24 protein-coding genes and 1 pseudogene are annotated in these 25573 nt (G+C 71.2%); 11 read left to right on the forward strand and 14 right to left on the reverse strand.

Annotation, left to right across the window (positions count from 1 at the left end; genetic code table 11):
- From AB0O28_RS21080 to AB0O28_RS21105, 6 genes and pseudogenes are all read left to right on the forward strand, one after another.
- Positions 1–530: ricin-type beta-trefoil lectin domain protein (locus tag AB0O28_RS21080; protein ID WP_363642582.1), on the forward strand; the 530-nt coding region annotated here is incomplete at its 5' end.
- A 146-nt stretch (positions 531–676) separates the two neighbouring features.
- Positions 677–1390 (forward strand): FadR/GntR family transcriptional regulator, encoded by a 714-nt coding sequence (locus AB0O28_RS21085; protein ID WP_363642584.1) that lies wholly within the window; start codon positions 677–679, stop codon positions 1388–1390.
- Between the two features lie 143 nt (positions 1391–1533).
- Positions 1534–1695 (forward strand): hypothetical protein, encoded by a 162-nt coding sequence (locus tag AB0O28_RS21090; protein WP_363643002.1) that lies wholly within the window; start codon positions 1534–1536, stop codon positions 1693–1695.
- A 75-nt stretch (positions 1696–1770) separates the two neighbouring features.
- Positions 1771–1890, forward strand: coding sequence for a hypothetical protein (locus tag AB0O28_RS21095; RefSeq protein WP_363642988.1), 120 nt, complete (start codon positions 1771–1773; stop codon positions 1888–1890).
- An 80-nt stretch (positions 1891–1970) separates the two neighbouring features.
- Positions 1971–2764: pseudogene (locus tag AB0O28_RS21100) on the forward strand (glycoside hydrolase family 44 protein); the annotation flags it as partial.
- Positions 2765–2806: 42 nt separating this feature from the next.
- On the forward strand, positions 2807–3265 hold the full coding sequence (locus AB0O28_RS21105; protein WP_363642585.1) for a hypothetical protein: 459 nt from the start codon (positions 2807–2809) through the stop codon (positions 3263–3265).
- A 135-nt stretch (positions 3266–3400) separates the two neighbouring features.
- On the opposite strand, the gene AB0O28_RS21110 is transcribed toward AB0O28_RS21105, so the two are convergent.
- A complete protein-coding gene (locus AB0O28_RS21110; RefSeq protein WP_363642587.1) occupies positions 3401–3943 on the reverse strand; it encodes a hypothetical protein in 543 nt (180 codons plus the stop codon).
- A 274-nt stretch (positions 3944–4217) separates the two neighbouring features.
- Positions 4218–5750, reverse strand: a complete 1533-nt coding sequence (locus AB0O28_RS21115) for a cellulase family glycosylhydrolase (protein ID WP_363642589.1) — start codon at positions 5748–5750, stop codon at positions 4218–4220.
- Between the two features lie 208 nt (positions 5751–5958).
- Between AB0O28_RS21115 and AB0O28_RS21120 the strand changes: the two genes are divergently transcribed.
- Positions 5959–7221 carry an ROK family transcriptional regulator gene (locus AB0O28_RS21120; RefSeq protein ID WP_363642591.1) on the forward strand — a complete coding sequence of 421 codons (1263 nt, stop codon included), beginning with the start codon at positions 5959–5961 and terminating at the stop codon, positions 7219–7221.
- 231 nt (positions 7222–7452) lie between these two features.
- The gene (locus AB0O28_RS21125) at positions 7453–8373 is read left to right on the forward strand and encodes a substrate-binding domain-containing protein (RefSeq protein ID WP_363642593.1); all 921 of its coding nucleotides are present in this window, start codon (positions 7453–7455) and stop codon (positions 8371–8373) included.
- Here the strand turns inward: AB0O28_RS21125 and AB0O28_RS21130 are convergent.
- From AB0O28_RS21130 to AB0O28_RS21150, 5 genes are read right to left on the reverse strand one after another with little or no spacing between them, the layout of a single operon-like run.
- Positions 8324–9280 carry a PDR/VanB family oxidoreductase gene (locus tag AB0O28_RS21130; RefSeq protein ID WP_363642595.1) on the reverse strand — a complete coding sequence of 319 codons (957 nt, stop codon included), beginning with the start codon at positions 9278–9280 and terminating at the stop codon, positions 8324–8326. The genes AB0O28_RS21125 and AB0O28_RS21130 overlap by 50 nt on opposite strands.
- A 60-nt stretch (positions 9281–9340) precedes the next feature.
- Positions 9341–9562: a hypothetical protein gene (locus AB0O28_RS21135; RefSeq protein WP_363642597.1), complete on the reverse strand. Its 222-nt coding sequence runs from the start codon at positions 9560–9562 to the stop codon at positions 9341–9343.
- A complete protein-coding gene (locus tag AB0O28_RS21140; protein WP_363642599.1) occupies positions 9559–10626 on the reverse strand; it encodes an aromatic ring-hydroxylating dioxygenase subunit alpha in 1068 nt (355 codons plus the stop codon). Before AB0O28_RS21140 ends, AB0O28_RS21135 begins: the two co-directional genes overlap by 4 nt.
- Before the next feature lie 3 nt (positions 10627–10629).
- Entirely contained in the window at positions 10630–12168 is a 1539-nt protein-coding gene (locus AB0O28_RS21145; protein WP_363642601.1) for a long-chain fatty acid--CoA ligase, read from the reverse strand.
- A gap of 15 nt (positions 12169–12183) precedes the next feature.
- Positions 12184–13533, reverse strand: a complete 1350-nt coding sequence (locus AB0O28_RS21150) for an MFS transporter (RefSeq protein ID WP_363642603.1) — start codon at positions 13531–13533, stop codon at positions 12184–12186.
- A 272-nt stretch (positions 13534–13805) separates the two neighbouring features.
- On the opposite strand from AB0O28_RS21150, the gene AB0O28_RS21155 reads away from it, so the two are divergent.
- Positions 13806–14657 (forward strand): SDR family NAD(P)-dependent oxidoreductase, encoded by an 852-nt coding sequence (locus AB0O28_RS21155; RefSeq protein ID WP_363642605.1) that lies wholly within the window; start codon positions 13806–13808, stop codon positions 14655–14657.
- Positions 14658–14726: 69 nt separating this feature from the next.
- On the opposite strand, the gene AB0O28_RS21160 is transcribed toward AB0O28_RS21155, so the two are convergent.
- The 5 genes from AB0O28_RS21160 to speB all read right to left on the reverse strand — a co-directional run bounded on the left by AB0O28_RS21160 (position 14727) and on the right by speB (position 21864).
- Positions 14727–17282: a CehA/McbA family metallohydrolase gene (locus tag AB0O28_RS21160; RefSeq protein WP_363642607.1), complete on the reverse strand. Its 2556-nt coding sequence runs from the start codon at positions 17280–17282 to the stop codon at positions 14727–14729.
- Entirely contained in the window at positions 17275–18765 is a 1491-nt protein-coding gene (locus tag AB0O28_RS21165; RefSeq protein ID WP_363642609.1) for an APC family permease, read from the reverse strand. Before AB0O28_RS21165 ends, AB0O28_RS21160 begins: the two co-directional genes overlap by 8 nt.
- 125 nt (positions 18766–18890) lie before the next feature.
- Entirely contained in the window at positions 18891–19271 is a 381-nt protein-coding gene (locus tag AB0O28_RS21170) for a cupin domain-containing protein (protein ID WP_363642611.1), read from the reverse strand.
- The gene (locus AB0O28_RS21175; RefSeq protein WP_363642613.1) at positions 19268–20920 is read right to left on the reverse strand and encodes a N,N-dimethylformamidase beta subunit family domain-containing protein; all 1653 of its coding nucleotides are present in this window, start codon (positions 20918–20920) and stop codon (positions 19268–19270) included. Before AB0O28_RS21175 ends, AB0O28_RS21170 begins: the two co-directional genes overlap by 4 nt.
- Positions 20917–21864 (reverse strand): agmatinase, encoded by a 948-nt coding sequence (gene speB, locus AB0O28_RS21180; RefSeq protein ID WP_363642615.1) that lies wholly within the window; start codon positions 21862–21864, stop codon positions 20917–20919. Before speB ends, AB0O28_RS21175 begins: the two co-directional genes overlap by 4 nt.
- Before the next feature lie 196 nt (positions 21865–22060).
- Between speB and AB0O28_RS21185 the strand changes: the two genes are divergently transcribed.
- The gene (locus tag AB0O28_RS21185; protein WP_363642617.1) at positions 22061–22924 is read left to right on the forward strand and encodes a PaaX family transcriptional regulator C-terminal domain-containing protein; all 864 of its coding nucleotides are present in this window, start codon (positions 22061–22063) and stop codon (positions 22922–22924) included.
- An 85-nt stretch (positions 22925–23009) separates the two neighbouring features.
- Here AB0O28_RS21185 and AB0O28_RS21190 read toward each other — a convergent pair whose 3' ends face one another.
- Positions 23010–24368, reverse strand: coding sequence for a PHB depolymerase family esterase (locus tag AB0O28_RS21190; protein ID WP_363642619.1), 1359 nt, complete (start codon positions 24366–24368; stop codon positions 23010–23012).
- Between the two features lie 235 nt (positions 24369–24603).
- On the opposite strand from AB0O28_RS21190, the gene AB0O28_RS21195 reads away from it, so the two are divergent.
- The gene (locus AB0O28_RS21195; protein WP_363642621.1) at positions 24604–25071 is read left to right on the forward strand and encodes a MarR family transcriptional regulator; all 468 of its coding nucleotides are present in this window, start codon (positions 24604–24606) and stop codon (positions 25069–25071) included.
- An 8-nt stretch (positions 25072–25079) separates the two neighbouring features.
- On the opposite strand, the gene AB0O28_RS21200 is transcribed toward AB0O28_RS21195, so the two are convergent.
- Positions 25080–25535, reverse strand: a complete 456-nt coding sequence (locus tag AB0O28_RS21200) for a GNAT family N-acetyltransferase (protein WP_363642623.1) — start codon at positions 25533–25535, stop codon at positions 25080–25082.
- Positions 25536–25573 lie beyond the last annotated feature (38 nt).

Raw genomic sequence — 25573 nt, forward strand, 5'->3', positions numbered from 1 at the left:
TCACCGTGTGGGGCATCACCGACAAATACTCCTGGCGCAGCGGCGACACCCCGCTGCTGTTCGACGGCAACTACAACAAGAAGCAGGCCTACACCTCCGTCCTCAACGCACTCAACGGCGGGACGTCGACCCCGGATCCCGGCTCCGGCGGCGCGATCAGGAACACGGGCTCGGGCCGGTGCCTGGACGTCAACGGCGCCTCCCAGACCAACGGCGCCCAGGCGCAGATCTGGGACTGCAACGGCCAGGCCAACCAGCAGTGGACCTCCACCAGCTCCGGTGAGCTGCGCGTCTACGGCAACAAGTGCCTCGACGTGAACGGCGCCGGCACCGCCGACGGCACCAGCGTGATCATCTGGGACTGCAACGGCCAGAACAACCAGAAGTGGCGCTTCAACTCCGACGGCACCCTCACGGCCGTCGGGGCGAACAAGTGTCTCGACGTACCCAACAATTCGACCGCCAACGGCGCCAAGCTCCAGATCTGGTCCTGCAGCGGCGCCGCCAACCAGCGCTGGACCCGCGGCTGACCTCGCGATGAAGGCCGATCAGAGCCGGTCCGCGCGGACCCGCGCGGACCGGCTCGTTCCGCCCGGCGGGCTCGGCGCACCGCCGCCCGCGAACGTGGCGCGCCTCTCGCACTTCCTCCTCCTCTACACTGCTAGACGTCCGATGTATGCGGTCTCGTCCGCGGGACGACAACAGTGGAGGCGGCGCGGTGGCGGTCACGGACGCGGCGATCGACAAGATCAAGCAAATGATCATGTCGGGTGAGCTCGCTCCGGGTGACCGGCTGCCGAAGGAGGCCGATCTGGCCGAACGGCTCGGCCTGTCCCGCAACTCCCTGCGGGAGGCCGTCCGCGCCCTCGCGCTGATCAACGTGCTCGACGTACGGCAGGGCGACGGCACCTACGTCACAAGTCTCCAGCCTCACCTGCTTCTCGAGGCGATGTCGTTCGTCGTGGACTTCCACCGCGACGACACCGTGCTGCAGTTCCTGGAGGTGCGGCGGATCCTGGAACCCGCCGCCACCGCGAAGGCCGCGCTGAACATGCCGGACGAGGAGGTCAAGGAGCTGCGGGCCATCCTCGACGCGCTGCCCCGCGACCCGAGTGTGGAGGAGTTGGTCGCCAACGACCTGCTCTTCCACCGCCGCATCGCCGCGGCGTCGGGCAATCCCGTGCTGTGCTCGCTCATCGACAGCCTCTCGGGGCCGACGACGCGGGCCCGGGTATGGCGCGGTCTCACTCAGGAGGGGGCACTCGACGACACCCGCGAGCAGCATGTGATGATCTGCGACGCGATCGCGGCCCGGAGCCCGGAGGTGGCCAGGGCGTGGGCCACGGTCCACGTGGCGGGCGTCGAGGAGTGGCTCCGCCGCGCGCTCTAAGACGGCCCGGGCACGGGTCACGCCTCGCCTGCGGTCGTGGAACGGCTCACCGGCCGGCGAGATGATCACCGCCCGCTCTCCTGAAACTTCCATCGGAGGGCTGGCGTGGTGGTTGCTCACGGGCGCTCGGGCGAACCTCGTTCTTGTCCCCCACTGGGGTCTCGCCCGCCCTCGCGGCCGCCGACGGCCCGGCGCTGACGGTGGACACCACCACCGGGCGGCACCCCATCAGCCCATACATCTACGGCATGAACTTCGCCGACGAAGCGCTGGCCAAGGAACTGCGCCTGCCGGTGCGCCGCTAGGGCGGCAACGCGACGACCCGCTACAACTACCGGTACGACACCAGCGACCGCGCCTCCGACTGGTTCTTCGAGAACATCGCCGAGGACGACGCCGACCCGTCGCAACTGCCGGACGGCTCGACGGCCGACCGGTTCGTCGAGCAGGACCGGCGCACCGGCACCGACACCATCCTCACCGTCCCCCTGATCGGCTAGGTCCCCAAGGGCGCGACGCCTCCTGCGGGTTCTCCGTCGCCAAGTACGGCCCGCAGCAGCAGACCGACCAGTGGCGGCCCGACTGCGGCAACGGCGTGAAGCCCGACGGCACGAAGATCACCGGAAACGACCCCCACGACACGAGCGTCGAGGCCGGCCGGCGTACGTGAAGGACTGGATCGGCCACCTCACCGGCAGGTATGGCACCGCCTCGGGCGGCGGCGTCAAGTTCTACAACCTCGACAACGAGCCCGACATCTGGCACGGCACGCACCGGGACGTCCACCCCGAGGGCGCGAGCTCGGTCGAGCTGCGTGACAAGGCCTATCTCATCGGCGCCGCCGTCATGGCCGCCGACCCCGGCGCGAAGACACTCGGCCCGGTCGGCTGGGACTGGTCCTCCTGGGACTACTCCGGTCTCGACCAGGAGACCTGCGGCCGGACCAACTGCTGGTCGAACCCGCCGGACAAGGAGGTCCGCGGCGGCCTTCCGTTCACCACCCGGTATCTGCGGCAGATGAAGAAGTACGAGGACGAGCACGGCCTGCGCGTCCTCGACTACTTCGACGAGCACTTCTACCCGCAGGCGTCCGGCATCTCCTTCGGCTCCGGCGGCGACCCGGCCACCGACGCCCTGCGGCTGCGCTCCACCCGGGCGCTGTGGGACCCGTCGTACACGGACGAGAGCTGGATCGGCACCCGGGTCCGGCCGATCCCGCGGATGAAGGAACTGGTGGCCGCCGAGTATCCCGGCACCAAAACCGCGATCACCGAGTACAACTGGGACGCCCTCGACCACATCAACGGCGCCCTGGCACAGGCCGACATCCTGGGCGTCTTCGGCCGGGAGGGCCTCGACCTCGCCACGCTGTGAGGGCCGCCCACGGCCTCCCAGCCCGGCGCGTACGCCTTCCGCATGTACCTGAACTACGACGGCAAGGGCGGCAGGTTCGGCGAGACGGCGGTCGGCGCGGCCAGCGCCGACCAGGGCAAGCTGGCGGTGTACGCCGCCGAGCGAGCCTCCGACAAGGCGCTCACGCTCGTCGCGGTGAACAGGACCGGCGACGATCTGACCAGCAAGGTCGCCGTCAAGGGACGCGACGGCGGAGCGACCGCGCAGGTCTACCGGTACGGCGCGGCCGACACGTCGGCCGTCAGGCGCGACGCCGACGTGCAAGCCGGGGCCGAAGGCTTCACCGGCACGTTCCCGGCGAACTCGATCAGCACCGTCGTGATCCCCGCGGGCGCCGGCCCGCCGCCGTCCCCCTCGCCCTCCCCCTCGGCTTCTCCCTCGCCGACGCCGGCCACCGCCTGCACGGTGACGTACACGGTCACCAACCAAACGCCACGATCGCGGCGAACGGCGGCAGCGTGACCTTCGGTCTCCTCGGCCGCTCCGACAACGACGCCAACCCCGCACCCAAGCAGTTCACACTCAACGGCTCGCCCTGCGCGACGAGCTGACCCGCTGATCCCGGTGCCGGCCCGCTCCGGCCGGCACCAACGGGAGTCACTCCACCATCGCGCCCTTGTCACGTCCGCACGCGCTGACGTCGTCGTGCCGGCCGCACGCTTTCACGAGGGTGAAGTCCCGCCAGACCGCCATCGGAGAGGTGACCGCCTGGCCGTCGCGCCCCACCGGGAAGGGGCCGCACCGATGCCACGGGCCGCCGCCCGGCGGCCAGACGGAGAGCCAGACCGCGTCACCCGGGCGCGTGCGGCCGGTGAGTGCCGCCCAGTAGTGCCACTCGCCGCGCGCGCCCGCGTCACCGCGCCAGAGCGTGACGCCCACCTCGCCGCCCCACTTCTCGCTCGTCAGCGAATACACGGGTTTGGCGTTCTTCACGCTGCCGGGGTCCGGCCGGAGCCAGCCACGACAGTCGATCGGCCGGTCACCGCCGGGTCCGGCCGCGCCGGAAGAGACCGGGCCCGAAGAAGTCGGGCCCGTGAAGACCGGGCCCCTGGAGGCCGCACTCGAGGACGCGGGAACGGCGAGGAGCGCGGTCGCGGCCACGACCGCCGTGATGGTCCTGCCACGCCAGGCTCGAGTCACCTGAACCTCCCCGGTGCGGTGTCCACCGGACGAGTATCGGTGACGACATGCATCGACACAATCGCAATCAGTGATAACGCGTGGTCGGATCCGGCCACCACCCTTGACGGCTGCCGTGGTTCCGCGCCGCCCACCACCGCTACCGCCGGCCGCTTCGGGGCCTCGCGGTGAGTCGGGAGGCCGGGGAGATCGGCCAGAAGGACCCGCCGCCGCCGCGGCGGCGGGTCCCGGTGTGTCACCTACGGCCGGGTGTCACCTGCGGTCGGGACAGGTGTCACGCGTAGGGGTTCTGGGTGAGAAGGTGCGCCCTGTAGCCCTCGCCGATGCCCGGCTCGGGGGTGCCGGCGTAGTCCTTGATGAGCACAGCGCCCGTGCTGCAGCCCCACGGGCTCCAGGTCCAGGCGAGGTACGACACGCCGTTCTTGTCCGCCCACTTCGTGAGCTGGTCCATGTAGTCGTAGCCGCAGTTGTCCGCCCCGAATTCACCGGTCACCACGGGGACCTTCGCGGCGAGCGGGGCGACCTGGGTGTCCCAGCAGGACGCCGTGGCGCAGGCGTTGAAGCTGTAGGAGTGCCAGGATGCGGCGATGTTGTTCAGCGGGTCGTTCGGCTTGTACGCCAGCCACTCCCGCATGTCGTTGGCCCACTCCAGGCCGCCCACCATGAGGACGTTGGTCGCGCCGGTCGCCCGGACCGCGTCGACGAGGTCCTGCATGCCGGCCACCTCATAGGGAATGCCGGTGCAGGTGCCGCCGTCTCGCAGGCACTGCCAGCCCAAGGTCTTGTTCCAGTCGCTGCCGACCTCCGGGTACGGCTCGTTGAACAGATCGAAGACCACCGCGTTGTCGCCCTTGAAGGTCTTCGCGACGCCGGTCCAGAACTGGGGAGCGTACTGCGCGTCCGGCATCGGCTTCTGGCACGTCGCGGTGGCGTCCTTGCAGTGCCAGTCCGGTCCGTTGCTGTAGGCGCCCGAGGTCCAGTGCAGGTCGAGGATCGGCGTGATGCCGTTGGCGACCAGCAGGTCCGCGTACTTCTTGACCTCCTGCTGGTAGGCGGTGCCGCTGGGCGAGCCGTTGAGGCCGAGCCAGCACTCCTCGTTGAGCGGGATGCGGACGGCGTGGATGTTCCAGCTCTTCATCGCGTCGACCGACGCCTGGTCCACTGGGCCGGAGTCCCACATCCCCTTGCCCTGGACGCAGGCGAACTCGCCGCTGGAGCGGGAGACGCCCAGCAGCCGGTACGGCTTGCCGGCCGCAGTGACGATCTTGTTGCCGGAGACGTGCAGCTGCGGCGCGGGTCCTTCCGGATCAGGGCTCGGACTCGGGCTGGGACTGGGGCTCGGACTCGGACTCGGACTCGGGCTCGGGCTCGGACTCGGACTCGGGCTGGTGGTGGCGCCGCCGCAGGCGACACCGTTGATCTTGAAGGCGGCGGGCGCCGGGTTGCCGCCGCTCCACTTGCCGATGAAGCCGACCGACACCGAGCCGTTCGAGGCGACGGTGCCGTTCCAGCTCAGGTTCTTGGCGGTCACGTGCGAGCCGGACTGCGACCAGTCGGCGCTCCAGCCGTTGTTCACTCCCTGGCCGGCATTGGGAAAGTCGAATTCGAGGGTCCAGCCGGACCACGAGTCCCCCAGATTGGTGATCGACACGTCACCCTGGAATCCGCCCTGCCACTCGCTCACGACCTTGTACTTGACCGAGCAGCCCGCGCCGGCGGCGGATGCCGGACCGGTGATGACCGCCGCACCGGCGGCGGCGACGAGGCCGACCGCGGCTGCTGTCGCCCAGGCGACACGAAATTTCATCGATTTCCTCTCCTGCCTGGCGAGTCTGAATAAACAGTGCGAGATTCTTAAGTAGGCGACTTAAGTAAGTCAACGAAGGGTGAAACTTTCAGTCGGGCCCTGCCTCGGCCCGTTCCGCACGCGGGGCCTGTTCCGGCCGCCACAGGGGCGCGGCCAGGGCTTGTACGCTCACGGTGGCCGAGGTGATCGAAGTCGAGACGAGACGGCAGTGAGCACAGGAGTGAAGGCGAAGCCGCACGCGAGCAGCAAGGCCGCCGTCCTTGACGCCATCAGGGCCGCGGGCACGATCAGCCGCGTCGGCCTGGCCGCCGCCACCGGTTTCACCGGCCCCACGATCTCCGCGCTGGTCCGCAGGCTGATCGAGGAAGGCCTGGTGGTCGAGACCGGCCACGCCGAGTCGACCGGCGGGAAGAGGCGGGTTCTGCTCCAGCTCAACCACACCGCCCGCTACGCGGTCGGCGTGCACCTCGACCACGACGGCGTGACACATGTCCTGACCGACCTCTCCGGGACCGTGGTGGCTCGCATCACCAGGCGCGGCGCGGGCGCGGACGAACCCCGGACGGTCGTGACGAGGACGGCGGCGGAGATCTCCGGCCTGATCGAGAGCGTCGGCGTGGAGCGCGAGCGCGTCCTGGGCGTCGGCCTGGTCTCCCCCGGCCCCCTCGGCTCCACGCGGGGCACCGGCCTCGCCCCTCCGACCATGCGGCACTGGCAGGGGTTCCCCCTGGCCCGGGCGCTCGAACAGGCGACAGGCCTGCCGGTGGTGCTCGACAACGACGCCACCGCCGCCGCCCTGGGCGAGCACTGGTCCGGCGGCCTGGGCACCACCACGTCTTCGGCGGTCGTCTACCTGGGCACCGGGATCGGCGCCGGCCTGGTCATCAACGGCATCACCTACCGCGGTCCCAGTGGCAACGCGGGCGAGTTCGGGCACGTCTGCGTCGACATCGACGGCCCCGAGTGCTGGTGCGGGGCCCGCGGCTGCGTGGAGGCGATGGCCGGCGCCGCCGCGGTCGTGCAGGCCGTGCGGGCCGACCCGGCCCTGACCAGGACCGTCGGCCTGGGGACCCGCGGGATACGAGCCTCGACCACCGCCGACTTCGCCGCAGTCAGCCGGGCCGCCCGCAGGGGGGAGCCGGGGGCGCTCGCGCTACTGGAGAGGTCGGCCCGCTACATCGCGGCGGCCGCCCGGACTCTGGCCAACATCATGGATCTCGAAGTCCTCGTGCTGACCGGGCCGGGATTCGCCGTCGCCGGCTCGGTCTACCTCCCCGTCGTCCAACGGGAGCTCCGGCGCACGGCCTTCTCCCGCGGCACGCACGTCGTGGACGTCCGGTTGTCGCGCTCGGCCGCCACGGCCTCCGCCGTCGGGGCCGCCGCACTCGTGCTGGAGTCGGAACTGGTGCCCCTCAGCCAGGGCACGCGCCTTTCCGAGAGACCCGGCGCCGAGTCCGCCGCTGTCTCGTGACCCTGCCGCGGCCCGTCGTCCGCGGCCGTTCTCGGCGAGATCCGCCGCGGCCGGACGCGCCCCTCGCTTCGGTAGGCTGATCAACCGGGCTGGGACCACCAGGTTTCCGTTCCCTGCCAAGGAGGAGACAGGGCGGATGATCCGCGAAACGTCGCACGGCGTACAGCGCATTCAGGCGGCGGGTGACCCGGGACAGGACGATGTCGCGGGCCGCGACGCGCGGGTGACGTGGTGAGCGCGGCCGCGGCCGTGGGCCTGGTGCTGGCGAGGCCGCCCCGGCTGCTGGGTGCGGAACCGTTCTTCATGGAGTTCATCGCGGGCATCGAAGAGCATCTGGCCGAGCACGGTCAGTCCGTGCTGCTGCACGTCGTCCCCACCCATGACGCCGAGATCGCCGCGTACCGCCGGTGGGCGGCCAACCGGAGCGTCGACGCGGTCGTCCTCGTGAATCGGACGGTGGACGACGGCAGACCCGCCGTCCTGCGCGCGCTCGGCCTGCCGGCGGTGGTCGCGGGCGAGCCGGAGGGCGACGCCCCCGCCGTCCGCACCGACGACGCCGGCGCCGTACGGGACGCCGTCGCCCACCTGAGCGGGCTCGGGCACCGCCGAATCGCACGCGTGAGCGGGCCGGACACTCTGATCCACACGCGCATCCGCACCGAGGCCCTCGTGGACAGCATGCGTTCGGCAGGCGTGGAACCCGTCGTGGTGGAGGGGGACTACTCGGAGGAGTCCGGAGCGAAGCTCACGGCGATGCTGCTGGAACGGCCCGACCCGCCGACGGCGATCATCTACGACAACGACCTGATGGCGGTCGCGAGCCTCGACACCGTCAGGGAGCTCGGCTACGACGTTCCCCGCGATCTCAGCCTGATCGCCTGGGACGACTCCAGCCTGTGCAGGCTCGCGTCCCCTCCGCTCACCACGATGAGTCTCGACGTCCACCGGTTCGGGCAGCTGGTCGCCGAGTCCCTGCTGGAACTCATGGCGGGCGAGCCGGTCGCCGAACGCCGGTGCCCGACCGCCACCCTCGTCCACCGGGGCACCACCGCGCCCGCGAGCGGCCCGAACGTGAAGGCGATCGCCCCGAAGTTCGAGGACATCAGAGGTCGAGGACGAGGCGGGCCGACCGGGCCCGCGACACGCAGATGAACATCACGTCCCCGGCCGCGCGCTCCTCCTCGGTGAGCAGGTGGTCGCGGTGGTCGGGGACGCCGTCGAGGACCGCCGTCTCGCAGGTGCCGCAGGTGCCCTCGCGGCAGGAGGAGAGCACCTGGACGCCCGCCTCCTCGACCACCTCCAGGATCGAACGGCCCTCCGGCACGGTCAGCGTCGCGCCCGTCAGGGCCAGCTCCACGTCGAACGTGCCCGACGGCGTGTCGTCCTCGCGGCCGGCGGGCGCGAAGCGTTCGACCCGCAACGCCCCCGCGGGCCACGGGGCGCACCGCTCCTGCGCCGCCGCCAGCAGCGGCTCGGGCCCGCAGCAGTAGACGAGGGTGTCCGTACGCGGGACCCCGAGCAGCGTGTCCAGGTCGAGCAGGCCGGTCTCGTCCTGCGGGCACAGCTGAACCCGGCCCGGATGGTCTCGCGCGAGCCGGTCGGCGAACGCCATCGAGGCCCGGGTGCGCCCGCCGTACACCAGCCGCCACTCGGCCTGGCGCCGCGCGGCTTCCTCGATCATGGGCAGGATCGGGGTGATGCCGATGCCGCCGGCGACGAACAGGTAGCGGGGCGACTCGGCCAGGTCGAAGCGGTTGCGGGGCCCGCGCACCCGGATGGTGTCGCCCTCGGCGACCCGGTCGTGCACGTACGCGGAGCCGCCCCGCCCGTCCGGCTCCCGGAGCACCGCCACCTGGAAGGCCGAGGAATCGCCCGGGTCGCCGCACAGCGAGTACTGCCTGACCAGTCCCTCGCCGAGTAGCAGGTCGACGTGGGCGCCCGGCGTCCAGGCGGGCAGCGGCCCTCCGTCGGGGCGGACGAGACGCAGGAGGACGACGCCCTCGGCGACGGGCGTCCTGCCCGCCACCTTCAGATCGAGCTCCGGTTCCCCGAGGGGCATCGCGTGGTCATCCCTTTCTCGTGTGCTCGCCGTCTCGCTCGGCGCGTCTCCCGGCACGGTTCAGGCGAGCGCGGCGGCCGGGACCGGGGAGCCGTGCTCCGCCGCGGGGCGGGGCCGGTGGCCCTCGGGATGGCCGAGCAGCCAGTCCCAGAGGACCACCGGGTCCTCGAACTCCTGCTCCGCCCCGCAGAAGCAGGAGGCGTGCAGCCGGTCCGTCCCCGGCAGCCAGTGGATGCGGTAGACGGTGCGGCCCGCCCCCGCCTCGGCGTCGTCCGCGTTCATCGGGCGGCGGCCTCCGGTCGTACGGCTCCGGCCCCGGCCATCCGGGCGAGGAGGCGGCGGGCGGCGAGCCCGCCGGTGTCGATGTTCACCGACAGCTCCTGGTATCGGTCCGGTTCCGCGGCGAGGACCCGCTCCAGCGTGTTGAGCGCGGCCACGTCCTGCAGCACGACGGTGCGGTTGCTGTCCCGCAGGAAGTCCGAGACCTTCTCGTCGTCGAGCGCGAAGTCGCGCGCCACCGCCCAGAAGTCGTAGGTGCTGCTGTCGGTCGACGGGGTGATGGCGTACACGACCTCGACGTGGAAGGCGTGCGGGTCCGTGCCGTCGGCGGCGGGCGGTGGCGACCCGACCGGGGCGATCCGGCTGTGCAGCAGGTACAGGCACGGCGGGTGATACTCGATGTCCTGCCAGCGGGTGATCCGGCCCTTGATGCCGGTCGACTCGGAGTAGAACGGCGGGCAGGCCGCATCGTCCATGTGCCGGCTGACGTAGACGACGGCCGCCTCCTCGTCGACCTCCGTGGTGATCGGCGTCTCGGCCACCTCGGGAGTGCCGATGTACCCGCCGTGCAGGTACGTCTCGTGGGACAGGTCGAGAAGGTTGTCCACGAGCAGGCCGTACCTCGCGTTCAGCGGCTCCATCCCGCTCACCGTGGTGTAGCCGGGCGCGACCAGCCAGGGGGCGCGCGGCGGCAGCGTGTCACCCGGCTCGCGGTCGCCGATCCACACCCAGACGAACGAGTCCTGCTCCACCACGGGGTAGGTGCGCAGCCGCGCGGTGCGCGGGATGCGCTGCTGCGCGGGCACGGCGACGCAGACGCCGTCCGGGCCGTAGGTGAAGCCGTGGTAGCCGCACACCACGCGGTCGCCGACGAGGTGGCTGGGCGATTCCGACAGGGGGAACCTGCGGTGCACGCATCGGTCGGCCATCGCCACGGCTCGCCCGTCCTCGGTGCGGTAGAGCAGGATCGGCTCGTTCAGGATGGTACGGCCGAGCTGCCGCCGTCCTACCTCGTTCCCGTAGGCGGCCACGTACCACTGGTTGCGCGCGAATTCCGTGACGATCACAGATCACTCCTCGGGGCCGGAGGGCAGGGGCCGCCGGCGCAGGTCGGGTTTGCGGATCTTGCCGGAGCCGGTCTTGGGCAGCTCGCCGACGATGTCGACGTAGACCGGGAGCTTGTACCTGGCGAGCCGGGGGCGGAGGAAGTCCCGCAGCTCGCCGGGGGTGACGTCGGCGCCGGGACGCGGCACGACGAAGGCGCGGCCGACCTCGCCCCACTTCTCGTCGGGCACCCCGACCACGGCGGCCTCCGCCACGGCCGGATGCTCGAAAAGCACGCCCTCGACCTCGGCCGGGTAGACGTTCTCTCCGCCGGAGATGTACATGTCCTTCACCCGGTCGACGATGTGGAGGTGTCCCTCGTCGTCCATCGTGCCGATGTCGCCGGAGCGGAACCAGCCGCCCTCGGTCAGCGCGGCGGCGGTCGCCTCCGGGTTCCGCCAGTAGCCCGGTGTGACGTTCGGCCCCTGGATGAGCACCTCGCCCGGCTCGCCGGGCGCCGCGGGGGCGAGGTCGGGCCGCACCACGCGCACGTCGGCGAAGAACACCGGCACCCCGGCGGAGCCCACCTTGCGCACGCTCTCGCCCGCCTCCAGGAACGTCGCGCCCGGCGATGTCTCGGTCAGTCCGTAGCCCTGGCAGAAGACCAGTCCCCGCTCCTGGTAGGTGCGGATCAGCGCGACCGGGATCGCCGCTCCCCCGGACATGAGGGTGCGCAGCGAGGACAGGTCGGCGCGCGGCCACCGCGGCGACCGCGCGAACGCGGCGAACATCGCGGTGACCCCGAACATCCAGGTGACCCGATGCTTCTCGATGAGGTCGTAGCACTGGTCGACGTCCCAGGACGGCATGACCACCGAGGTGCCGCCCTTGAGGAAGGTCGGCAGCAGCGTCTGGTTCAGGGCCGCCACGTGGAACAGCGGCGCGCTGATCAGCGTCACCTCGGTGCTCGTCACGTCCACGCCGATGAGCATGTGGAAGCAGTTCCACACCAGGTTGGCGTGGCTGAGCATGGCGCCCTTGGGCCGGCCGGTGGTGCCCGAGGTGTAGAGGATGAGGGCGATGTCGTCGAGCGCCACCCGGGTGTCGATCGGCGCCGGGTCGCCCTGCGACAGCCAGGTCTCGTAGTGCCGCTCCCCTTCCAGCGGCGACTCCAGCGCCACGACCGTGCGCAGCCCCGGCAGCCCGCGCACCGCCGCGGCACACCGATCCGCGCATTCCGGCGCGTAGACGAGGACCGACGCGCCCGAGTCCTCCAGCATGTACGCGATCTCGGGCGCGGCCAGCCGGAAGTTCAGCGGGACGAAGATCCCCCCGAGCACGTGGGTGGCGAACATGGTCTCGGCGAAGGCCACGTGGTTGGGGCCGAGGTAGGCGACCCGGTCCCCCGCCCGCACCCCGGCGTCACGCAGCCGCGACGCGAGTCTCGTCGTCCGCTCGTGGACCTCCGCGTAGCTGAACGACCGGTCCGCGAAGACGAAAGCGGTGCGGTCCGGGCTCATCTGGGCCCGGCGTGCCGGCCAGCCTCCCAGTCCTGCGTTGCGCATCGGTGGCACCCCTCGTCAGGCGGAGGACGGTTTCGCCGAGTCGGCGACGTGTCCGGGCGGCGGGGCCGCGGTCACGACCGAGGTCAGGTCGCGGCGGCTGGTCTCGCGCAGCGCCAGGACGCAGACCACGGTCAGCAGGCAGCAGGCGGCGATGATCACCGAGATGGTCGTCGTCCCGCCGCCGGTCGACGCGTCGAGCTGGGCGAACAACAGCGGTGCCAGACCGGCTCCGAGCCCGGCGAGCTGGTAGCCGAGCGAGGCTCCCGTGTAGCGGCTCCCGGTGGAGAACAGCTCGGTGTACAACGCTCCGAGCGGGCCGTACATCAGCGGGTGGACGACCGCCTGGCCGAGCACGAGCGCGACGGCGAGCACGGCCGTGCTGCCGGAGTCCACCATCGGGAAGAGCACGAAGCCGTACGCCGCCATGAGCACCGCGCCCGCCAGCACGACCGGGCGGCGCCCGACCCGGTCGGACAGCGCCGACCAGCCGACGATGCCGATGACGGCCAGCGCGGATGAGAGCGTGAGCGCGTTCAGCACCGCTTGCCTGGCGAAGCCGGCGCGCACGCCGTACGCGATGAGGTAGGTCGTGAGGGTGCCCTGGGCCACGAAGGCGGACAGCCCGACGCCGACCCCGAGCAGCAGAGCCTTCGGGTGGTCGCGGAACACGTCCAGCAGCGGCGCCCGGGACGCCCGCTCCCTGGCGGCCTCGAACACCGGCGTCTCCCGGACCCGCGCCCGGACGAACAGGCCGATCGCCAGCAGCACGATGCTGATCAGGAACGGCACCCGCCAGCCCCAGCTCAGGAACGCCTGTTCGTCCAGGAGCGCGCCGGTGCCGGTGAGCACCGCCGTGGACAGCACCATGCCGAAGGGCGCCCCGGCGTTGGTGAAGCTCGCCCACAGGCCGCGCCGGCTGGTCGCGTGCTCGGCGGACATCAGCACCGCGCCGCCCCACTCGCCGCCGACGGCCACGCCCTGCAGGACCCGCAGCACGATGAGCGCGATGGGCGCGAGGCTGCCGATCTGCGCGTAGGTGGGGAGCAGGCCGATGAGGAAGCTGGCGACGCCCATCAGGGTCATGGTCAGCACGAGCATGCGCTTGCGCCCCAGCCGGTCGCCGTAGTGACCGAAGATCACGCCGCCGAGCGGCCTGGCCAGGTAGCCCGTGGCGAACGTGCCGAAGCTGGCGACCGTCGCCGTGAGCGAGTCGAGCGAGGAGAAGAAGACCTTGTTGAAGACCACGGCCGAGGCCGTGGCGTACAGCAGGAAGTCGTAGTACTCGATGACACTGCCCAGGAAACTGGAGGTCACCGCGCGTCGGAGCTGAATCGGGCTGGGGGGCGTGGCTGACGGTTTCGGCATGACCGAGCTCCTCGTCCGGAAGCGAGCTGGGACTCTCGCCTTCTCCGGAGGTTAGGCAGATTCCTAACGGAGGTCAACAGTTTGCCGAATATAGACACCGCCGGAACCCTGCCCGCTCCCCGACACGCCCGCGGCGACCACGAGCCGCGGGCGTACCGTGCCACCAGTACCGGGAGAGACGCAGGTCACACTCGGCTGCTGTCATATCCGTGCCGGGTTGTGTGTCTAGGGGGTGAAGCAGCAGACAACCGCAGAAAGAACGGAAAGACATCATGAGCAAGGTCTGGTTCGTCACCGGTTCGTCCCGCGGCCTGGGCCGCAACTTCGTCGAGGCCGCACTGTCCCGCGGTGACAAGGTCGCCGCGACCGCGCGGACCACCGCGAGCCTTGAGGAACTGGTCGCCGCCTACGGCGAGGCGGTGCTTCCGCTGGAGCTGGACGTGACCGACAAGGCGGCCGTCTTCGAGGGCGTGAAGCGGGCCAAGGAGCATTTCGGCCGTCTCGACGTCATCGTGAACAACGCCGGCTATGCCCAGACCGGCGCGATCGAGGAGCTGACCGAGCAGCACCTGCGCGACCAGTTCGAGACCAACCTGTTCGGCGCGGTGTGGGTGATCCAGGCCGCGCTGCCCTACTTGCGCGAGCAGCGCTCGGGGCACGTCATCCAGATGTCCTCGGCCGCCGGGCTCATCGCGATGCCGCTCGGCGGCGCGTACCAGGCCTCCAGGTGGGCCCTGGAAGCCCTGGCCGAGACCCTCGCCCACGAGGTCGCGGACTTCGGCGTCAAGGTGACCGTGATCGAGCCCGGCGGCTTCGCCACCCGGTCCGGCAAGAACCCCGATCCCCTCGACAACGGCCACGTGGCCGAGCCCGACCCGATCTACGACGGTCTCCGCCGGCGCCTCGCCGCGTTCGCGGGAAAGCAGCCCGCCGGCGACCCCGCCGCCGCGGCCCGGGCACTTCTCAAGATCGTCGACTCCGACAACCCTCCCCTGCGAGTACTCTTCGGCCTCGGCTTCTACCCGTTGCTCCAGCAGGTCTACGCCGACCGGCTCAAGACCTGGGCCGACTGGCAGGACCTGTCGCGGGAGGCGCACGGCAACCTCGATCAGGAAGATCGATGACAGGGCCGGCCACCCGCCCGTCGAGCGGGACCGGGCGGCAGCCGTACCGCGGTCACGCCGGCGGCGCGCTCACGCGGCCGTCTTACGCGCCTGCAGCAGTTCGCGGGCCTGCAGGAACGGCGCCCGCAGGAAGGCCAGGTGATCCTCCTGACCGTGCCGGTGACAGACCTGACCGGGCCACAGACGCCGGCTGCGCTCGTCGATGTAGGCGAGGGAGCCGTCGATGAGGTTCAGCATGTGCTCGACCGTGGCCGCGTCGAAACGGGCGTACTCCTCGCCCGTGCGCAGGTAGACCGGAGACGTGTGCGCCATGATCGGCCTGGCCCACACGTCGTGGTGCCGGGCGACGCCGGCGCCCGGTCCGTAGCAGCGCGCGGCGATCCAGCTGTCCTCGGTCACGGGCACGTCCGCGGTGAGTTCGAGCGTCCGGCCGGGGGCGTCGAGCCTGCGCTCGGCGACGACGTGACCGTTGACCACGATCTCGAGCCGGTCGACGTCGAAGATCGACTGGACGCGGGCGTCGACGCGTACGGTGCCGCCCGCGGGCACCCGCGCCTCCTGGCCCGGCTCACGGCCGTCGACGGCGAACCACAGGAGCGGGCCGCTGGTGGCGAAGGTCGCTCCCCGCCGGACGGCGCGGCACCAGGACCAGTAGTCGAACTCCTCGTCCGCCGGCACGTGCGCGTACGTCCGGATGAGACCGATCGGGACCTCGCTGCTCATCTTGTCGGTGCCGCCCACCAGGCTGACGCGGTAGCCGGCGTTGAGGTAGCGGTAGTACTCCCTGATGTTGTAGTCGTCGTAGGCGATCATCTCGACGGCGTCGAGCCTGCCGGTGGCGAGCAGGGCCGCGGCCTCGCCGTTGGGCACGGGGAAGTGCGCCAGCACGACGGTGCCGCCCTGCTCGTGGCATTCGTCGGCCCAGTGGGACAGGGTGGTCTCCAGGCCGCCGCCGAGCTCCGCCTCCTCGGCGCCGCCGGTGCACCACGGCATGATCGGGCGCCGCAGCCCGAGCAGGTTGATGTGGCCGAGCATGCCGCTGCGGTTCTCCTGCCCGGCGAACACGTGGGTGTGTCCGTCGTGGGAGGTGTGCGGGCGCCCGGTGAACTCCTCGGTGTTGGTGAACAGGTGTCCCCACTGGCTGAGCAGCAGGTTGGTGACCCGGACGTCCTCGCCGCGGGCCTCCAGCTCCGCGCCCAGCGTCGAGACGAAGTGCACGTGGGTGTCGCCGCTGTGCCAGCCTCCGGCGGCCAGGTCCGTCACCCTGGCCAGCGTCAGGTCGAGCTCGCTCTGGCCGGGCCGGATCGTGACCGTGGTGTGCAGCGGCTCGTACTCGAACCCGCGGGCCGCCTCGACCGTGACCTCGCCCAGTGGCAGCCAGCCCTCGCAGGAGCCGTCGATGTAGGAGTAGGTCGTGGTGCCGAGGCGGACGTCGCCGCCGATGTCGAGGTTCCAGGTGTTGCCGTCGGAGTTGATGTGCCCGTGATGGCCGTGCGGCGGGTAGGGCACCCCGTCGGCCGAGCGGAAGTGGATCCGGCACGGGACCGGCTCACCGGTGGCCGCGTCCCTGACCGTGGTGCGCACCCAGGCCCGCCCGGCGTCGGGGAGGCGCCAGGTGACCCCGCCGTCGTCGTGCCGCCCGGCGGTGAGCAGTTCCCCCCACTCGCAGGCGCTGATCGTCGTCTCCCCGCGGGTGAGCGTCAGCCGGGCCGACGGGGTGGCGGCGACGCGTACGTAGCCCTGATGGTGCTCCCCCACCGGCGTCCCCCAGGCCGGCGTGCCCCCGGCCGCCGCGTCGCCGGAGCCGGACCCGACCGTGCGGTAGACGTAGGTCGCCGAGCCCCGGTCGACGGTCACCGCCAGGTCCTCCGAGATCGGCCCCGCCGACGGGCCGAGATCGAGCAGGACGTCGCGCCACACCGTACGGCCGAAGGGGTCCTCGTCGAGCTCGCTCGTGGTCACCGCGCCGACGAGGATGGCCGGGCCCGCGGAGTGGATCTCCAGGGCGCGGAGCGTCCGCTCGGGCCGGGGGTTGCGGCAGGGCCACAGGTAGAACCGGTACGGCAGGACGTACGGCGACCGCGCCTGCGGGTCGTCGATGTCGACGAACCGCGCCCCGGCGGCGTCGAAACGCCCGTGGGTGCGGGGCATCAGCCGGTGCTGGGCGTCGGGGACGGCCAGGAACGGGGTCTGGCCCCAGTCGAGCGGGATGGCGCGGTCGCTCCACAGCCGGGGCGTGGGCCCGATCTCCAGGCGCTGGCGCACCGGCAGCCGCTCGGTGGTCCCGTCGTCGTAGACCAGGATGTAGTGACCGCAGAGCTGACCGGCCGTCTGCCCGTCGAACAGGTCCGGGGTCTCCAGGGCGTGGGCGACCACCAGCCACGTGACCCTGCGGCCCACGGCGACGGTGACGGTCGCCGGGCCGGGCCCGCCGACACGCAGCAGCGCCGCCTCGGCGTCCCGTTCGTCGCCGAACAGGAACGGCAGACCGTAGAGCGTACGCGGCCCGAGCGGATAGGAGTCTCCGTCGTCGAGCAGCGAACGGGGCGCGTTGAGCACACCGGCCAGGTCGAGCGGGAGGTAGCCCCGGCCGCCGCCGGCCGACGACATGTCGTGATCAGACATTTCCGGCAGCCGCCTCCCGCCGCCCGGCGGGCGGCTCGTCGACGGACGTCTGGGCCAGCCCGGCGTAGAGCCGGGGCGCGCGGGTCCGCAGATAAAGGGCCCTGGCGACGCCGGCGACGAGGGCGACCACACCGAGACCGATGATCACGACGTTGGTCGCGGCGCCGGCGCCGGTCAGCAGCGGCAGGTTGGTCAGGACGAGGACGAGCACCACGGTCAGGGCGACGAGACTGAGCCCGGGGGCGATCGTGGTCCGGAAGATCCCGGCGCCGGGCGCCTCCCGGCGAAGGAAGCGGATGATCGCCAGGGAGCACAGCGCCCACAGGCAGATGATCCCGAGGAACCCGAGCGCGCTGCCCCACAGCAGCAGCCCGAGGTAGGGGTCGATCCCGAGGACCGCGAACACGACGACGGCCACGGCCGCCAGCACGGTCTGGACGAGGCCGGCCGTCCAGGGGGCCCTGGTCCGCGGGTGCGTACGGCCGAGCGCGCGGGGCAGCAGACCCTCGCGGCCCATGGCGAAGAAGTAGCGGTTGGCCGCGTTGTGCAGCGCGAGCAGCGCGGCGAACGCGCTGGTCAGCAGCAGGATGTGCATCACCTCGGTGATCGGGGCGGGCACATACCTGTCGAAGACGGCGACGACGAGGTTGACCGGGTCGGCCTCGGCCGCGGCGCCGATCTTGCCGACGCCGTAGGCCATCACGATGACCCAGGTGATGAAGGCGTAGAAGACGGCGATGAACCCGACCGCGATGTAGGTCGCCCGGCGGACCGTACGGATGCCGCCCCGCGCCTCCTCACTGAAGATCGCGGTGGCCTCGAAGCCCATGAACGCCCCGGCGACCAGGGCGAACATCGCGCTGTTGCCCGGGTCGAAGACCCTGCTCGGCGCGAACGACGCGGCGGACCACTCGCCGGAGCCGCCCTTCAGCAGCACGTAGGCCGCCAGCACGACGAGCACGGCCGTCTCCAGCACCAGCAGCGCCCCGAGGATCCGGGCGCTGGTGTGGATGCCCCGATACCCGAGCCACCCCACGAAGACCAGGCCGACGAGCGCGAACACCCACCACGGCACGTCGCGGTCGAAGTAGTTCTTGAACGTCTCGTTCGCGTACACGCCGAGCGCGCCGTACGTGCTGATCTGCAGGGCGTTGTAGGCGACGACGGCGAGCATCGCCGCGCCCGAGCCCGCCGGCTTGCCCAGGCCGCGCGAGATGGTGGCGTAGAAGGCCCCCGCGTTGCGCACATACCGGCTCATGGTCATGAAACCGACGGCGAACAGCGCCATGACCACCCCGGCGACCAGGTAGCCGCCGGGGACGGCGGCGCCGCCCTTGAGGAAGTGCAGGGGGGCGACGGCGACGATGAGGGTCAGGGGGGCGAGCGCGGCCAGGACCGTGAAGACGAGGTCCTTGGTCCCCATGGCGTTGCCGGCGAGGGAGCCGGGCGCGGTCGCGGCGTTCCCGGGGGGATGACCTGGCATGGTGAGTTCCTTACTGCGGGGTCGGCACTGCGGAGTCGGCACTGCGGGCAGGCGACCGCCCGCCCTCGGGCTCGGGGCTGAAGGAGGATGGGCGGGTCACTCGGGGCTGAAGGAGGATGGGCGGGTCAACGGGTGACCGCGACGAAGACCTTCTCGCTCGGCTCCAGGGTGATCCAGTCGCCGCGGAAGCCCTGCGGGATGTGGAACGACTCCCCCGGGCCGAACTCCTTGCGCCGCCCGGACTCGTCCTGCACGGCGACGCGGCCCTTGAGGATGAAGCAGATCTCGTCGTAGGGCCAGGACTCGAACCGTACGGCGCCGGGCTCGCCCGTCCAGTAACCGCCGGTGAAGGAGCTCGCCGCGCCGCCGAAGACGCGGAACTCCGCCTCCGTCCACTCGGCGGACAGCAGGTGGTAGTCGCTCAGCGGCGGCACGAAGCGCTCGCCGTTCCCGGCGGTGACGGCGCGGACGGCGTCGATGCCCGTCGGGCTCTGCGGGTCGTTCACGATGCGGCTCCCCCGTCGTTCTTGAAGTGGCCGCCCATGCCGAATCGGCGCAGGACGTTGTGGGTGATGCGCTCGACGAAGGGGTCGCCGAGGCTGAGCACGTGGGACCACTCGGTGGTGCCGCCGTTGAAGACCTCGCCGTCGCCGCGGGTGAACGCCGCGATCATCCCGGCGCCCCGCATCTCGCCCTCGTGCACGTAGCCGGGCAGGTCGTCGCCGAGGTCCGCGTTGTAGTTGTAGACCTCCTCCTCCGGCCCGCCGATCGGCACCCGGCCGCCGAAGCGGTCCTCCTCCCCGCGTACGGCCGGGGCGAGGGCCAGGATCTCCAGCGTCTCCGGTGCGCCGTCCTCGAACGTCGGGTACGGCAGGCCGCGCCGGAAGGTGTACTCGACCGAGTCGAGCTCGAAGGCCGCCAGGAAGTACGGAGGCCCGCCGAGCAGGTCGCCGTAGTAGAGGTCGGTCCCCTCGAACGCCCAGTGGTGGGGCCGGTAGACCGTGAAGCCGCCCGACGAGCGGGGCGTGGCGACGCCGTAGCGGTTGTAGATCCCGCCGAGGCCGTTGAGCCCGATGGTGGTGGCGCCGGGACGGCCGACCGACTTGGCCTCCCACACGGTGGTGGCCAGGTGCGGCGTGGTGGCCGCCTCGGGGTCCAGCGACGGCAGGCGGTAGCAGTACTGCGTCGTTCCGTCGTCGCTGAGCCGCACCTGCCACTGGTAGTTGCCGCCGAACCTGGCCAGGTTGCCACCGGCGTCGACGAACGCGTCGACGGTGTCGCGCATCCGCCACGACCAGTACTCGTCGTGCCCGACGACGACGACGCAGGAGTAGCCGTCCAGCGCGTGGGGGTCGAAGTGCAGGTCGTGCTGGGTCAGGTAGTCGATGTCGTAGCCGTTGCGCTCGGCCCACACCACGAAGTGCCGCTCGTACGTCGCCCAGAACGCGTCGGCGTGGTGGCGGCTGTACCCGAACAGCCGCGCCCACTCGTAGGAGGGATAGCGGGGGGCGCCGTGCATCGGCAGCGTGCCGGGGTTGGCCTCGCGCGGCGCGCTGCGCGGCTTGCGGATCATGCCGCGGGCGATGGGGCGCTGGGTCGAGGCCAGCGGCGACCCGTTGTCCGACCGCGGGTCGTCGCCCAGGCCGCGGTAGTGGTTGGCGCCGCCCCAGTCGTTGTAGGCCAGCATGGTGCCGGTGGTCAGCACGAGCGCGGCCCGGGAACGCCGCTCGGCCGGGGCCTTGACGACGAAGAAGTGCTCGCGCTCCCACAGTTCCCCGGACGGCGTGACCGCGCGCACGGTGACGATGTGGAAGCCGCTGCGCCAGTCGTCCGGGATCTCCAGCTCCAGCCCCACCGGCCAGCCGCAGCCGGCGGCGTGGGCGTCGGCCGGCGCCTCGAACCGCTCCGCCGACAGCCCCGTGCGCGACCAGACGACGCGCGGCTCCAGCCCGTCGCGCACAACCTCCAGGTCGAAGGACGGGACACTCGCGCTGAGATGGAAGCGGACGGTCTCCCCCGGGAAGTACGAGAACCGGTCGGTGTAGCACCACACCTCGGCCGCGTCCGGCGTGCGGAACGCACGCTCCGAGGGCCAGTCCTTCGGGGACCAGGCGAAGGCGGCGGGCAGTCCTGTCGTGGTGTTCGTGTCGCTCACGGCTCCTCCTTGAGTGCGAGCAGGCTGATCAGGTCGTAGGCCACGTGGGAGGCGGCGACCGAGGTGATCTCGGCGTGGTCGTACGCAGGGGAGACCTCCACGACGTCGGCGCCGACGAGGTCGCACCCGGCCAGGCCGCGCAGGATCTCCAGCAGTTCGCGGCTGGTCAGGCCTCCGGCCTCGGGGGTGCCGGTGCCGGGCGCGTGCGCCGGGTCGAGCACGTCGATGTCGATCGAGAGGTAGAGCGGACGGCCGCCGATCCGCTGACGCAGCGCGTCGGTGATCTCGTCCACGCCCCGGCGCATCACATCCGCGCTGGTCACGATACCGAAGCCCAGGCGCCGGTCGTCCTCCAAGTCCTTCTTGCCGTACAGCGGACCGCGGGTGCCGACGTGGCAGACCGCCTCGGTGTCGAGGATGCCCTCCTCGACCGCACGGCGGAACGGCGTGCCGTGGGTGTACTCGGCCCCGAAGTAGGTGTCCCAGGTGTCGAGGTGCGCGTCGAAGTGCAGCAGCGCCACCGGGCCGTGCCGCCGGGCGGCGGCCCGCAGCAGCGGCAGCGCGATCGTGTGGTCCCCGCCGACGGTGACCAGGCGCGTGCCGTCCTCCGTCAGCCCGGAGGCGGCCTCCTCGATGGTCTCGACGGCCTCACGGATGTCGAACGGGTTGACCGCGATGTCGCCCGCGTCCGCCACCTGCACCGCCGCGAACGGCGAGACGTCCAGACCCGGGTGGTACGGCCGGAGCAGCCGGCTGGCCTCGCGGACGGCCGAAGGGCCGAACCGGGCGCCGGGACGGTAGGAGACCCCGCTGTCGAACGGCACGCCCACCACCGCGACGTCGGCGTGCCCGACCTCGTCCAGTCGCGGCAGCCGCGCGAAGGTGGCCGGGCCGGCGAAGCGCGGAACCCGCGAGGAGTCGACGGGCCCTCGAGGCACGGTCATACCCGATCCTTTCTCTCCGCCGAGAAGCCCCAGGTCAGGGGCTTATGGATCGGCAAGTCTGCACGCAACCGGACCTGACCGGCAATTGGTGCATCAACAGAGAATCGGGCGATGGTTTGTGGATGACGACAAACCCGGCCGCAAGGGAGACGGCAGCGAATGTACGGCACCTATTTGACGACGGTCCAAGATGTGCATGACGTCGGGGACGGTCTACCCTTCTGCTGTGATCCTCGGCGGCGAAGACGACCCGGCGGCGCCATCCCTGCGCCCGCAGTCCCTGATGTTCAGCTTCCTCGGCATCTACGTGCTGCATCGCGGCGTCGCCGTCTACTCGGGGAGCGCCATCGACGTCTTCGCCCGCCTCGGCCTCTCCGAGGAGGCCGTACGGTCGACGCTCGCGCGCATGGTGAAGCGGAATCTGCTGGCACGGCACCGGCAGGGACGTAAGGTGTATTTCGGGCTCACCCCGCATGCCGTGGAGGTCCTGGAGGACGGACGCAGGCGGGTGTGGGAGACCGGCGCGGTGAACCGCGACTGGGACGGCACCTGGACGCTCGTCGGGTTCTCCATCCCGGACAGCCGCCGCAGCACCCGGCACGACCTGCGCTCCCGGCTCATCTGGCAGGGCTTCGGCCTGCTGCAGAGCGGGCTGTGGATCGCGCCGGGCGCCAAGGACGTCACCGACGTCCTCACCTCTCTCGACCTGGGCGACCACGTGACGGTGCTGACCGCCAAGGCGTTCAAGCCGACCGAGACGGCCGACCTGGTCGGCAAGGCGTTCGACATCGAGGAGATCGCCGGGCGCTACCGGGCGTTCCTCGCCCGGTGGGACGTCCCCCGGCCGCTTCCCGGCGCACCGGACGACCTCGCGCGGCAGTTGCTGCTGCACACCGACTGGTTGCACCTCGTCCGCCGAGATCCGCACCTGCCGGCCGAGCACCTGCCCCGGAACTGGCCGGCGATCGAGGCCGAGCAGACCTTCCAGACGCTCGCCCAGCGGTACGAGCCGCCCGCCGCCGAGCTGGCCGCGACCCTCCTGGACACGCTGGCCGTCTGACGCCCGGCCGCGCCCGCCCCCGATCGGCGAGGCCCGGCCGGGTCTCGGCCGGCTCAGCCTGCCCGGCGGGCGCGGCCGGGGCGGGTCAGGCGGTGGTGCAGGCCGCGCCGTTGAGGGCGAAACCGGCCGGTGTGGCGTTGCTGCCGCTGTAGGCGCCCTGGAAGCCGAAGCTCGTGCTGCCTCCGGCGGAGACGGCGGCGTTGTAGGAGACGTTGCGCGCCGTGACCTGGGCGCCGGACTGGGTGATGCCGGCGTTCCACGCGCCGACGATCTGCTGGTTGCCCGGCCACGTCCAGGTGACGGTCCAGCCGTTGACGGGAGCCGTGCCGGTGTTCGTGATCGTGACGTCCGCCGTGAAGCCGTTGTTCCAGGTATTGGCCCTGTAGGTGATCCGGCAGGAGGCGCCCTGCTGGGGATTCGACGGGCTCGCGGACGGACTGACAGACGGGCTCGCGGACGGACTGACAGACGGGCTCGCGGACGGACTGACGGCGGCGCTCGGGCTCGGGCTCTGGCTCGGGCCGCTACCGGTGAGGCCGAAGAACTGGATGGCGACGGCGGCCATGCCGCCCGCCGGGAGGCTGTGGCCCGCGCCCTGGATCGTGTACGCCTCGACCTGCACGGTGCCGGAGGCGTCCGCGTAGCGGCGGCGGTTCCAGCCGGACTGCGGCGAGTCCGTGGAGGTCGGGGTCTGACTCAGGCCGTGCACGTTCGTCCACTGCTTGATCTCCTCCTCCAGCTCGGCGTAGTTGACCACCGTGTCGCTGGTGCCGTGCCACAGCTGCATCCGCGGCCACGGCCCCCGGTAGCCCGGGTTCGCGTTGCGGGCCGCGTCCCCCCACTGCTGCGCGGTCTTGCCCACGCACGGGGAGGAATTGCCCGCCGGGTTGTAGGCCGCCTCGTTGGGGAAGCACGTGAACGGCACGCCCATGAACGCCGCGCCCGCCTTGAACACCTCCGGATAGAGGGCGAGCATCGCGTTGGTCATCATGGCGCCCGAGGAACTGCCGGTCGCGTACACCCGGTTGGGGTCGCCGTGGTACTGCTGCTCGACGTAGGTCACCATCGACATGAGCGACACCGGATCGGTCTGGCCGCCGCGCACCTTGGACGCCTCGGACCAGTTGTCGAAGCAGTTCATCTTCTTCGAGGCCGACGGATAGATCACGATGAAGCCGTACCGGTCGGCGAGCGACGCGAACTCGGTGGACGAGTAGAAGCCCGGTCCCGTGCCGCCGCAGGTGTGCATGGCCAGCACGATCGCCGGGTTCTGCTGGACGTTGTTCGGCACATACAGGTGCATGCGCAGGTTGCCGGGATTGCTCCCGAAGTTCGTCACCTCGGTCAGCGTGGCCGCGACGGCGGGGGGCGCGGCCACCAGGGCCGCGAGGGCGCACAGCACCGCCGCGCAGACGCCGGCGAACGCCGCGAGTAATCGCTTCATTCGCTCCTCCTCGTTTTTTTTCGCGGCGCCTGTCCTCGTGGGCGGGAGCGCCGCCGACAACGGAATCCTGATGTCAGCCGGTATAAAAGCGCGCCCGGCCGGCAGTCAAGAAGCGACCGGAAGGGGCCGTAGATCAAATAGGCGTTTTCACTGCTTATCAAGCAACTTGCTATCAAGTCACTTGATATGAAATCGCGAAACTTACATCTGTGTGATCGCGCGGTATCGTCGTCCGGTGACCGCCCCCCGCACCCGTCCCGCCGCCCAGCCGGCCGGGCCCGCACCACGCCTGAGTTATCTGGTGTTCCGCCTGGAGCGCCGCATCCGCGCCCGCCTGGACGACGCGCTCGCCCGGCACGGGGTCACCACGACGGAGTACATGGCGCTCAGCGAGCTACGCTCCCGCGACGGGCTTTCGTCGGCGGAGCTGGCCCGCATCGCCTTCGTCACACCGCAGGCGATGAACCTCGTCATCCGCGACCTGGAACGACGCGGCCTGATCCGCCGCGACCCCCACCCGGACGGCGGCCGGGTGCTGTGCGCCCGCCTCACCGCCGAGGGGACGTCCGTGCTCGGGCGCTGCGACACCTCCCTCGACGGCATCGAGACGGTCATGCTCGCGAAGGTCGACGACGCGATGCGCGAGACCCTCAGGGACGGCCTCAGCGTGTGCGCGCGATCCCTGCGCCCCGACGCGTACTGACGGGCAGGTCAGAGCAGCCTGGTCATGAACACGCTGAGGGGATCGGGCCGGTAGCCGGCGAAGGGCTCGCAGTAGCCGAACCCGAACTTCTCATACAGCCTTCTGGCGGGCAGGAAGAAGTCGGCCGAGCCGGTCTCCAGGCTCAGCCGCCCGAAGCCCATCCGCCTGGCCTCATTGATGATGTGCTCCAGCAGCAGGGACGCGATGCCGCTGCGCTTGCGTCCCGCCGCGGTGCGCATCGACTTCAGCTCGGCGTGCGCCGGGTCGAGCCTCTTGATCGCGCCGCACCCCACGACGGCGTCGCCGTCCAGCACCGACCAGAACGTGACCTCGGGCGAGCGCAGGCCGTCGAGATCGAGGGCGTGCTTGCTCTCCGGCGGCGTGATGGACCGCATCTCCCGCACGTGTTCCCGCAGGAACTCGGCGATCTGCGGGCCTGACAGGTCGTCCTCGACGATTCTCATCGCGCTCGTCAATCCATCGATTCTCACGGAAACCACAA

This window comes from Microbispora sp. NPDC088329 (genome assembly GCF_040685655.1).
Classification (GTDB): domain Bacteria; phylum Actinomycetota; class Actinomycetes; order Streptosporangiales; family Streptosporangiaceae; genus Microbispora.